Genomic DNA, 10,308 nt, shown 5'->3' on the forward strand with positions numbered 1-10,308 from the left:
GGTGAGGATAATTGATGCGACTGATGGACATACTTATGAATATTTTGCCCGGATCATTTTCGTGAATGCTTCTGCGCTGAACTCTAATTTGATTCTGCTTAATTCTACCTCATCCAGATTTCCCAATGGGCTTGGCAATGATAATGGCCTATTGGGAAAATTTATTTCCTGGCACAATTACAGGGGGCAAATTTCAGGACGGAGTGAGGATTTTCCCGATAAAATGAGTACCGGGAAAAATCCCAGCCACAGCTATATACCAAGGTTTCGGAACCTGTATAAGCAGGAAACGGATTTCTTGAGAGGTTATGCGGTAGGTTTTGGATCCTCATCAAGGGCGGTACAGTTTTCCAGGGGAGGGATTGGAGAAGAGTTAAAGAAAAACCTTTTTGATAGAAAGTTGGGCGATTGGTGGGTATCCGGTTGGATGCAGGGGGAGGTTATTCCCATCGAAAGCAACCATGTCAGGCTACATGAAAGTCTGAAAGACAAATATGGCATTCCCCAATTGGTGCTGTCCTGTGATTGGGCGGAAAATGATGACAAAATGGTCAAAGATTACATGGAGCAAATGACCGAAATGTTTGAAATGGCAGGTTTTACAGCCATCAATGCCCGCGATTCAGGCTCTCCTCCGGGTTCAGATATCCATGAAATGGGTGGTGTCCGCATGGGCCATGATCCAAAGACTTCTTTATTGAACAAATGGAACCAATTGCATCATTGCCTAAATGTATTCGTGACTGATGGAGCATGTATGACTTCCACTGCTACCCAGAACCCTTCCCTGACCTATATGGCCATTACAGCTAGGGCAGCAAATTATGCGGTAGAGGAGATCAATAAAGGCAATTTGTAAAGCAACTTGGAGATCTTTATTTTTACTTAAACCTCTTCTTCAGGTCTGAATCTGATCGTATTGGGATAAGGGAGTGCGTGTATCCATTCACCCGCTTTGATCCTATTTTGGATGTTTACCCAATAATCAGGATTGAAGAGTTTGGCATGATAGCTGAAAAAATGATCCCTCACATCAGCCCTTCCAATCATGAAGCGTTTGAAATCCTCAGGAAACACATCATTTGGTTTGATCTCATACCATGGTTCAGCGGCATAAATCTGCTCATAGGTTTCCGGTTTGGGCTTCCATCTGAAATTCATATCGGTTAAAAATTCGATTTCATCGTAGTCATAAAAGACCACCCTTTTTTGCCTGGTGACCCCAAAATTCTTAATCATCATGTCCCCGGGAAAGATGTTGGCTTTGGCCAGTTGTATGATGGCATCCCCATATTCCTCTACCGCTTGTTTGGCGTCTTCCAATGAGCAGTTTTCCAGATAAATATTTAAAGGAACCATTCTCCTTTCTGTATATACATGTTTGATAATCAGCTCATCATCCTGTATTTCCAAAAGGGAGTTCACTGTATTCCTAAGTTCCTGCATCAGTTCTGTTGAAATCCGGTCCAAAGGAAGATGGAAGCCTTCAAACTCATGGGTATCAGCCATTCTACCTACCCGGTCATGAAGCCCTACCATTTTATATTTGTCCCGTACCTCTTGCCGGGTCATGGTTTTGGGCGGTTCAAAGTAATCTTTGATCAATTTGAACACAATATTATAAGAGGGTAAGGTAAAAACTGTCATCACCATTCCTTTGATACCCTCCGCCACAATAAACTGATCATCACTTAGCTTGAGGTGATTCAAAAAGTCCCTGTAAAACTCCGTTTTTCCATGTTTATTGAATCCTATGGCATTGTAGAGCTCATGGATTTGCTTATGGGTAATAACAGAATTTAGAAAAGAGACCATTTGTGAGGGAATGGCGACTTCCACCATAAAATAGGACCGTGTATAACTGAATAAATGGGCCATGATCTTGGGATCAAAGATCAAGGTATCCACAAACACCCCTTTCGGCCCATTCAGAAATGGGATGATAAAAGGCATCCATTTATCTCCTATATGGGTTCGCCCGATCAAATAGGCCGCTTTATTTCTATAAAAAACGGATTTAAGGACTTGTGTGGTGGTTTTTTCTGTAGCTACATAGCGGGTAAGGATAATTTCCCGTACAGCCCTCACCAAAAACTGTATATCGGCTTCTTTATTCAAATAGGGAACCCCAAAGTCAAAATCCGCTACAATACTTCGGATAATTTTTTGGAGGCCCCAATGGGAGGGGTAGCTGTGATAGAGCTTCTCCTGCGGATGGATGTCACAGGTATCATACCCTTCATGAACAAACATAATTTGCGGATCTGCCCCTTTAACGGGAAAGGATTTTCGGATTACAGAATTAAAAAAGGTCTCTGCTACCTCCTTGTCTTTTCTTTCCGTGATGATCCAAGAGTAATATTCCTTGGATTCTTTCCAGAATGCATGGCTCTGAACTTCTTTGTCCAGGGTTTCTTTTAACAAAAGTCTGCAGGCATTGACTTGATCCTTATAGAGCCTAAGTCTCCTTTTATGGTTGAGCTGCATGCCAGACCAGTCCCTGTCCCTAAAAAAAATCGGCGCGTAGGAGGTGAGTTCATTAAAGGTTCGGATATAGGTTTGATAGCCTTCATGAATCCTTCCTGCAGCGGTTTTTATAGCCTCCCTGTTCATGAAAATAGCTTTTTGACCTTATTGAGTTTCTCTTCTTTCTCTAATTTAGCTTGCATAGCCCTCAATTTGGTAGCAGGAGCGACTCTCTCCTCACAATTTTCTATAGGGCAATATTGGCAGGTGTTTCCTACATATTTCAAGGGTATTTTGGGGTCGTTGTGAAACTTGACTTTTTTCTTAAAAAGTGCATTGACTTTGAGCCCAAAGGAGATGCTGATCTGTTCCTGTTTTTTCAGTCCGGATTGATAAGCCAAAGCAAATACGAAATAAGATTGCCCATCAGGATAAAAGGAGTACTGGGCTTTCCCTATTCTGCTGGTATTGCTTTTAGAAAAATCATTAAAAATGGTAGCTGATACCCATCTCCTGCAATAGTCTTCCTGATTTTTGGAGGCATGGGGATGGTGGATTCCCGTGAGGTATAATTCCTTGTCCAAAGAAAACTGCCCGGAAGGAATATTTTTACTGATCCTGAGGAAAAACAGTTCTTTGAGCCCAAAGTGTTTGGGTAGTATATTGGTAATTCTGTATACCAAGGTTTCTGGGGTTACATTATATTTTTCTATCAATTGAAGCAGTAATTCAGGATCCAACTCAGGTTGGGAGAAGAAGTCTTCCAGGTCTTTGGTGATTTCTTTTTCCGGAATGATTAAAGCGCAACTGAAATAACTTGCTTTAAAATGCTGCAGGACTTCCTCGAAGGAATTGACGGCAATCCAAGAGGAGGAATAAGGTCGGTTTTTTAAATCTAAATAAGCATAACCGAGTTCTCTTCCCAAAGCAAATAAAGCCTGATTTTCCGTTAAATTTGGATTCAGAAGGAGCTTGGGCGTTTTTCCGGGTAGGGTTAGCGTTCTGGTTTTTGGGAGACCGACTTCCTTTTCAAAATCAAAATAAGAAATCTCATAACCAAACTGTTGTTCAAGAATTGCCTTTAGTTCTTCCAGCTTAGGGCTTGTATCCACCTGATGTGCTTTTTTAAAGAGATTTACCTGTTTTTCCAATTCAGGGAAATAATTATCATGCATTTCCTGGTATGCCCTCAGTGCGGAGAGGAAAAATTCCTCTAAACTGATGCCATAGGCCCTGCTTATATCCATGAGGGTAATGATGAAAGCATTGAGTTTGGTAGGGGTATCGGATAGGAGTTCAATTAAGGTGCCGGCGTCAATCCCAAACAGGTTGAGTGGCAATTCTGAAAGTATATCCGAGTGGAGCAGATCTGCGATGGGTTTCATTTTATCCTCCAGCTGTAGGGAAACCAAATAGTCATATTCGACTTCCAAGGCAGCTGCCAGTTTAAACACCTTATCTGCTTTTGGGTACTTTTTGGATTTTTCGATTTCATTCAGGTAAGAAATGGAAATCCCTGTCTTTTCTGATAGGTCCTGTAGGGACAGATTTTTATCTTTTCTTAACTGTTTGAGCTTAAGCCCAAAAATGATTCTGATATTCTCTTCTTTCATTTGTTTCCTTTAAAACATCATCTCATTGTGAATTTAAATGAAAACAAATGTAATGCAATTGTTTTTGCGATATTTTTCAAATTGTGTATTTTTTACAAAAAGAGAAAAAATATAAAAAAAGCGAAATTTCGCTTTTATTTTAAAATTCGTTTTTGTACTTTTAGTCCATCGATCATTTTAACCACTTGTGCTATGACTATTGCCGTAACAGACGATTTAAAACTTCAGGTATTGGGAGCGATTTCTGAAGATTATGAACAGATCCTAACGCCGGAGGCTTTGGAGTTTTTGGTGTACTTGGAGCTGAAGTTCAGAGAGAAAAGGTATTCGGTTTTGGTGAAGCGTCAACGTCTTCAGGAAAGATTGGATAGGGGAGATCTCGATCAGGTTTTAAAAGAAATTCCAAAGGCAGAAGGAGATTGGCAAGTTGGGTCAATTCCTGATGTCCTTCAGGATAGGAGGGTGGAAATTACAGGTCCGGTAGACCGAAAAATGGTCATCAATGCCTTGAATTCAGGGGCAAAGATTTTTATGGCAGATTTTGAGGATGCTTCTTCTCCGACTTGGGACAATATGATTTCAGGGCAGGTCAATCTTTATGATGCCATACGGGGGCAGATCGACTTTATCAGCGAGCAGGGAAAGTCCTACACCCTTAAAGAAGAAACAGCAGTATTAAAAGTCAGGCCAAGAGGCTGGCATTTGGAAGAAAAACATTTGGTTATCAATGGAGAGCCCTTGTCCGCCTCAATAGTTGATTTTGGTCTTTATTTCTTTCATAATGCCCATAGGTTAATGAAGCAGGGGTCGGGCCCCTACTTTTACTTGCCCAAATTGGAAAGTTCTTTAGAAGCCAGATTATGGAATGAGGTTTTCGTGGCTGCACAAGATTACATAGGTATTCCCAAAGGTACTATCAAAGCGACTGTGTTGATAGAAACCATTTTCGGGGCCCTTGAAATGGAAAATATCCTTTTTGAGCTGAAGGAGCACATCGTGGCTTTGAATGCGGGAAGGTGGGATTACATTTTCAGCATCATCAAAAAATTCCGAAACCATAAAGATTTTATTCTTCCTGACAGGAGTAAAGTTACCATGCAGGTGCCTTTTATGAAGTCCTATGCCTGTAGATTGGTTGAAATATGCCATCGCCGAGGGGCACATGCCATAGGAGGAATGTCGGCCTTTATTCCAGCCAAGGATGAAGCTATCAATGAAATGGCCAGGAAAAAGGTGTTGGAAGACAAACAGCGGGAGGCAGGATTAGGCTATGACGGCACCTGGGTGGCCCATCCATTTTTGGTAGACATTGCTGAAAAAGTTTTTACGAAGGCTTTTGATCCAGGACACTGTAACCAAAAAAATAAGCCGGTGATTGAGTCAGGATTGGACGAAAAAGACCTCTTGGATGTACGGATTCCGGATGCAAGTATCAGTGAGGAAGGCGTACGTACCAATATCAATGTAGGTATCCTTTACATTGAAAGCTGGCTCAACGGAACTGGGGCAGCCGCACTGTATAACCTCATGGAGGATGCTGCCACAGCGGAAATCAGCCGGGCCCAACTCTGGCAATGGATCAGACATGGAGCTAAGACCAATTCTGGCCAACTGATAAGCCCTGAGTTTTATGCCCAACTCAAAGAAGAAGAAATGGAAAAAATCAAAACAATTCTTGGTCCTGAGCGGGCAAAAGGAAATGCACTGGCACAGGCAGCTGCCCTGATGGATAAGCTGGTGCTTCAAGGAAGTTTTGCGGACTTTCTTACCCTGCCTGCCTATCAACTATTACCATAACATTCTGAAAAAATAAAAACCCTTCACTATTTAAAACCAATAACATCATGAAGACAAACAAAATCCAAAGGACCCTCGAAATCGAAAAAGATTGGGCTGAAAACCCAAGATGGAAAGGTGTCAAAAGAACATACACTGCAGAAGATGTGGTGAGGTTGGCCGGTAATTATCAATTGGAGTATTCCATAGCACGCATGGGGGCAGAGCGGCTCTGGGAAAAACTCAATGCACAGCCCTTTGTGGCAGGATTGGGGGCTCTGACAGGTAATCAGGCCGTACAGGAAGTACAGGCAGGTTTGGAAGCAATCTATTTATCAGGTTGGCAAGTAGCCGCAGATGCCAATTTAGCTGGCCAAATGTATCCTGACCAAAGTCTTTATCCGGCAGATTCTGTGCCTGCCGTGGTGAAAAGAATCAATAACGCCCTCTTAAGGGCAGACCAAATACAGGCTTTAACCGGAAAAGAAGACCTTTATTATTTGGTTCCTATTGTGGCAGACGCTGAAGCAGGCTTCGGAGGAAATCTCAATGCCTATGAACTTATGAAAATGATGATTGAGGCCGGTGCGGCCGGGGTTCATTTTGAGGATCAGCTATCTTCTGCCAAAAAATGCGGCCATCTTGGAGGAAAAGTATTGGTTCCTACCCAAGAAGCCATAAACAAACTGGTCGCTGCACGCTTGGCCACTGATGTGATGGGGGTGCCTACCATTATCATTGCCCGGACAGACGCAGATGCTGCTACTTTGATCACTTCTGATATAGATGATAGAGACCATAAATTCATCAATGGCAAGCGTACTTCTGAGGGTTTTTATGAAGTCAACAACGGCATAGCCCAAGGTATTGACCGAGGTCTTTCTTATGCCCCGTATTGTGACCTGATCTGGATGGAAACTTCCAACCCTGATTTAGGTTATGCCAGAGAATTTGCGGAAGCCATTCACGAAAAATATCCAGGGAAAATGTTGGCGTATAATTGCTCCCCCTCATTCAACTGGGCTGCCCACTTAAGCAAATCAGAGATGCTGACTTTCAGAGAGAGTTTGGCAGAAATGGGTTACCGGTTCCAGTTCATCACTTTGGCCGGTTTCCATGCACTGAATACTTCCATGTTTGAACTGTCTAAGGCATACAAAGAAAGAGGAATGGCTGGCTATTCTGAATTACAGGAAAGGGAATTTTCGCTACAGTCCAGCGGCTTCAAAGCCGTCAAGCATCAGGCCTTTGTAGGGACAGGTTATTTCGATGCTATTCAAGAAGTTGTAACTTCTGGAATGGCATCAACTGTAGCCTTAAAAGGGAGTACAGAAGAGGCACAATTTTAACAAAATAAAATTTTCGCAATCGATTGCTTGCGTAGAATGAAAACATTTTTTACCTTTCCCGCAGGTTATTCAATCATTGAATATCTACAATAGGTTTAATAGGTTTGAGAGATGAAAAAGGCTGAAACAATGTTTCGGCCTTTTTTGATTTTTCATCATTTTGTATTTGATTCGTATTCTTTTACAGAAAAAAAATGATCAAGCTTAAGCACTTATTTATCTTTTTATGTTTCTTGTTTCTACTGGTTGGATGTGGTTCAGAGAAAAGTAGTGAAGTGTCTTTATTGGATAATATCCTGGAAGAAAGGGAAGAGGAAAGAATTTGGCTGGAGTCAGGGGTACAGCAACTGCCAGTTTGGACCTCCTATTGGAAAGAATTAGATCCTGGTTTTAGACAAGAAGACTTTTCTTTTGAAAGGAGTGAATTATTTGAAGAGTTGGAATGGCCAGAAGAAAATTATATTACAGAAGACAGCCCATTTTTTCCCTATTTACTGCCCCAACCTGAGGGTGAAGGAATGGTGGATATTTACAGTTACAAAGTTTTTGTTCCAGCGGAAGGCAGACCTGGTTTTCAACCTGATTCCGAAGTAATTTATTTTAAGGAAAATGGACTTAGGGAACGCTTGTTGTTTGTAGGCCCATCGGGGGGATTTGATGAAGCTTTATGGATTAGTCCGGATCATCTTTTGGTGGCAGGTTACTTTGAGGAAGAGGAGAGCTTTACACCTAAAATCTGGATCATTGATGTCCTACAAAAACGATATTCTATTTTTAAACATCCAATTTTTACAACAAATTTTGACCGTCACGGGTATTTAAAGAGAAAGTTGAGCAATATTGATTTCTGATGGAATTTGATAAATTGATCCAAAATCTCGAAAAGGCTTTAAAAAAACCACTTCCTGGAAGGGAAGGCCAGATTACCATGGCACCTTTACCAATAGATGAGGAGCGATTTATCCAAAGTATTCGTCCGGACTACAGGAAAGGGGCAGTATTGATGTTGCTTTATCCTGATCTTAAAAAACAAGCGTTTGTTCCATTTATCAAAAGGCCTACCTATCCTGGGGTACATAGCGGACAAATAGCCTTTCCAGGTGGAAAAATGGAGGAATCGGATAAGGATTTATCCGAAACGGCTTTACGGGAAACGGAAGAAGAGATTGGTGTAGATGCCCAAAAAGTAGAACTTATCGGGAAATTATCAGATTTATACATTCCTCCAAGTAATTTTATGGTTTCTCCTTACATTGGTTTTACCCTGGAGAAACCGGAATTCAGTCCTGATCCTGAGGAGGTTGTCAGAATCATCAATTGTCCTGTCAATACGCTTTTGGATAAATCGGTAAGAAAAACGGGGACTGTTCAGGGCAGTGGTGGATATAGGTTAAAAGCACCTTATTATGATATTGAATCTGAAATGGTTTGGGGCGCCACAGCCATGATGTTAGGAGAGTTTACCTATTTGTGGGAACAAATGGATTTTTGATTTTTTGGCCCTTTATGCTATTGTTGTGTAAAAAAAAAGATCTTTCATGCAAGAGAACACCCCACTCATTACCAATGATGCTGTTGTTTTTGGGCTATTGATGACGGTATTGGCCTTGGTTTTTGCCACATCGGCAAGCACCAATTCCTTTTGGAGAAAATTTTACAGAGTTATCCCTTCTATCCTCCTTTGCTATTTTATTCCCGCAGTTTTGAATTCTTTTGGGATCATTTCCGGTGAGTTATCTAACCTTTACAAGGTTGCTTCCCGCTACCTCTTGCCTGCCTCTTTGGTTTTGTTGACCCTGAGCATTGATTTCAAAGGGATTTTGAAACTGGGGCCTAAGGCGCTAATCATGTTTTTGGCAGGTTCTTTGGGTATTGTGATTGGGGGACCTTTGGCTTTGTTTGCTGTATCCGCGATTTATCCTTCCATTTTGGGAGGTGTAGGACCAGATGAAATTTGGAGAGGTTTGGCTACCATTGCCGGAAGTTGGATCGGAGGTGGAGCCAATCAGACGGCCATGTTGGAAGTGTTTGGTGCCAGCCCAACCTTGTTTTCACAAATGATCGCAGTAGATGTTTTGGTGGCCAATGTTTGGATGGCGGTATTGTTATACTGGGCTGCAAAACCCGGCCGTATAGATCAGATTTTTAAGGCAGATAGTTCAGCTATTTTAGAGCTACAGGAAAAAGTTGAAAAATACAGGGCAAGTATCCTGAAAGTACCCACCATGTCAGATACCATGAAAATCTTGGGTATTGGCTTTGCTTTGACAGGTTTTGCACATCTGGTGGCAGATATACTTGCTCCCTATATCGGGGAGAATTTCCCAAGTCTCAAGCAGTATTCCCTGGATTCTACTTTCTTTTGGATTGTGGTGTTGGCTACCACCGGTGGTCTGCTGCTTTCTTTTACCAAGGCCAGGGAACTGGAAGGAGCAGGGGCTTCCCGCCTGGGTTCCGTTCTCCTTTATGTTTTGGTGGCTACTATTGGGATGCAGATGGATTTAATGGCTGTTTTTGATAATCCTGTTTATTTCCTGATAGGGATTTTCTGGATGATTTTTCACGTAGTGATCATGTTATTGATCGCTTATTTGATCAAGGCGCCCTTTTTCTTTGTTGCCGTGGGCTCTCAGGCCAATGTAGGAGGTGCTGCATCTGCTCCAATAGTGGCTTCGGCTTTTAACCCTGCTCTGGCCCCTGTAGGGGTCTTGATGGCTGTTCTGGGTTATGCCGTAGGTACCTATGGTGCTTATTTATGTGGTTTATTGTTACAGTTTGTACATAATATGTGAGTTTGAAAATCCTCTGGAAAAGATTTTCTTAGTATTTGGATATTTCAGAACTTAAGATCATTCTTACAGTAAAAGGAAGACTTTTTTCTGAACTGCCAGCTGTTTTCAATGGTTATCATAAAAAATAACCAACACTTAATCTATATGAGACAATCTATTGAAAATAAAACAGCCCTTATCACAGGTGGGTCTAAGGGAATAGGATACGGAATTGCTGCGGCTTTGATGGCGGAAGGTATGCATGTGGCCATTACCAGCCGTTCTTTATCCGCTGCACAGAAAGCAGCCGATGAGCTTAATCAATCAGGAAAA

The 10,308-nt window shown here is 41.8% G+C and carries 9 protein-coding genes; 7 read left to right on the forward strand and 2 right to left on the reverse strand.

Annotated features, from left to right (window positions below; genetic code table 11):
- On the forward strand, positions 1-859 hold an 859-nt coding region (locus B879_RS18970; RefSeq protein WP_040401255.1), incomplete at its 5' end, for a GMC family oxidoreductase.
- Between the two features lie 26 nt (positions 860-885).
- On the opposite strand, the gene aceK is transcribed toward B879_RS18970, so the two are convergent.
- Positions 886-2,613, reverse strand: coding sequence for a bifunctional isocitrate dehydrogenase kinase/phosphatase (gene aceK / locus B879_RS18975; protein ID WP_009186843.1), 1,728 nt, complete (start codon positions 2,611-2,613; stop codon positions 886-888).
- Complete coding sequence (locus B879_RS18980) at positions 2,610-4,079, reverse strand: helix-turn-helix domain-containing protein (protein WP_009186844.1); 1,470 nt, start codon at positions 4,077-4,079, stop codon at positions 2,610-2,612. Before B879_RS18980 ends, aceK begins: the two co-directional genes overlap by 4 nt.
- A gap of 192 nt (positions 4,080-4,271) precedes the next feature.
- Between B879_RS18980 and aceB the strand changes: the two genes are divergently transcribed.
- The 6 genes from aceB to B879_RS19010 all read left to right on the forward strand — a co-directional run.
- Positions 4,272-5,876 carry a malate synthase A gene (gene aceB, locus B879_RS18985; RefSeq protein WP_009186845.1) on the forward strand — a complete coding sequence of 535 codons (1,605 nt, stop codon included), beginning with the start codon at positions 4,272-4,274 and terminating at the stop codon, positions 5,874-5,876.
- Positions 5,877-5,923: 47 nt separating this feature from the next.
- Positions 5,924-7,204 (forward strand): isocitrate lyase, encoded by a 1,281-nt coding sequence (gene aceA, locus B879_RS18990; protein WP_009186846.1) that lies wholly within the window; start codon positions 5,924-5,926, stop codon positions 7,202-7,204.
- Between the two features lie 194 nt (positions 7,205-7,398).
- Positions 7,399-8,055: a hypothetical protein gene (locus B879_RS18995; RefSeq protein WP_009186847.1), complete on the forward strand. Its 657-nt coding sequence runs from the start codon at positions 7,399-7,401 to the stop codon at positions 8,053-8,055.
- Positions 8,055-8,696 (forward strand): NUDIX hydrolase, encoded by a 642-nt coding sequence (locus B879_RS19000; protein ID WP_009186848.1) that lies wholly within the window; start codon positions 8,055-8,057, stop codon positions 8,694-8,696. Before B879_RS18995 ends, B879_RS19000 begins: the two co-directional genes overlap by 1 nt.
- 46 nt (positions 8,697-8,742) lie before the next feature.
- Positions 8,743-9,996 carry a DUF819 family protein gene (locus tag B879_RS19005; protein ID WP_009186849.1) on the forward strand — a complete coding sequence of 418 codons (1,254 nt, stop codon included), beginning with the start codon at positions 8,743-8,745 and terminating at the stop codon, positions 9,994-9,996.
- Between the two features lie 144 nt (positions 9,997-10,140).
- Positions 10,141-10,308 (forward strand): SDR family NAD(P)-dependent oxidoreductase (locus B879_RS19010; RefSeq protein WP_157231725.1); only part of this gene is annotated, 168 nt, incomplete at its 3' end.

The organism is Cecembia lonarensis LW9 (genome assembly GCF_000298295.1).
GTDB classification, from domain to species: domain Bacteria; phylum Bacteroidota; class Bacteroidia; order Cytophagales; family Cyclobacteriaceae; genus Cecembia; species Cecembia lonarensis.

Coding starts and splice junctions, on each gene's coding strand:
- aceK (WP_009186843.1), bottom strand. CDS start 2,613: ATGAACAGGGAGGCTATAAAAACCGCTGCAGGAAGGATTCATGAAGGC.
- B879_RS18980 (WP_009186844.1), bottom strand. CDS start 4,079: ATGAAAGAAGAGAATATCAGAATCATTTTTGGGCTTAAGCTCAAACAG.
- aceB (WP_009186845.1), top strand. CDS start 4,272: ATGACTATTGCCGTAACAGACGATTTAAAACTTCAGGTATTGGGAGCG.
- aceA (WP_009186846.1), top strand. CDS start 5,924: ATGAAGACAAACAAAATCCAAAGGACCCTCGAAATCGAAAAAGATTGG.
- B879_RS18995 (WP_009186847.1), top strand. CDS start 7,399: ATGATCAAGCTTAAGCACTTATTTATCTTTTTATGTTTCTTGTTTCTA.
- B879_RS19000 (WP_009186848.1), top strand. CDS start 8,055: ATGGAATTTGATAAATTGATCCAAAATCTCGAAAAGGCTTTAAAAAAA.
- B879_RS19005 (WP_009186849.1), top strand. CDS start 8,743: ATGCAAGAGAACACCCCACTCATTACCAATGATGCTGTTGTTTTTGGG.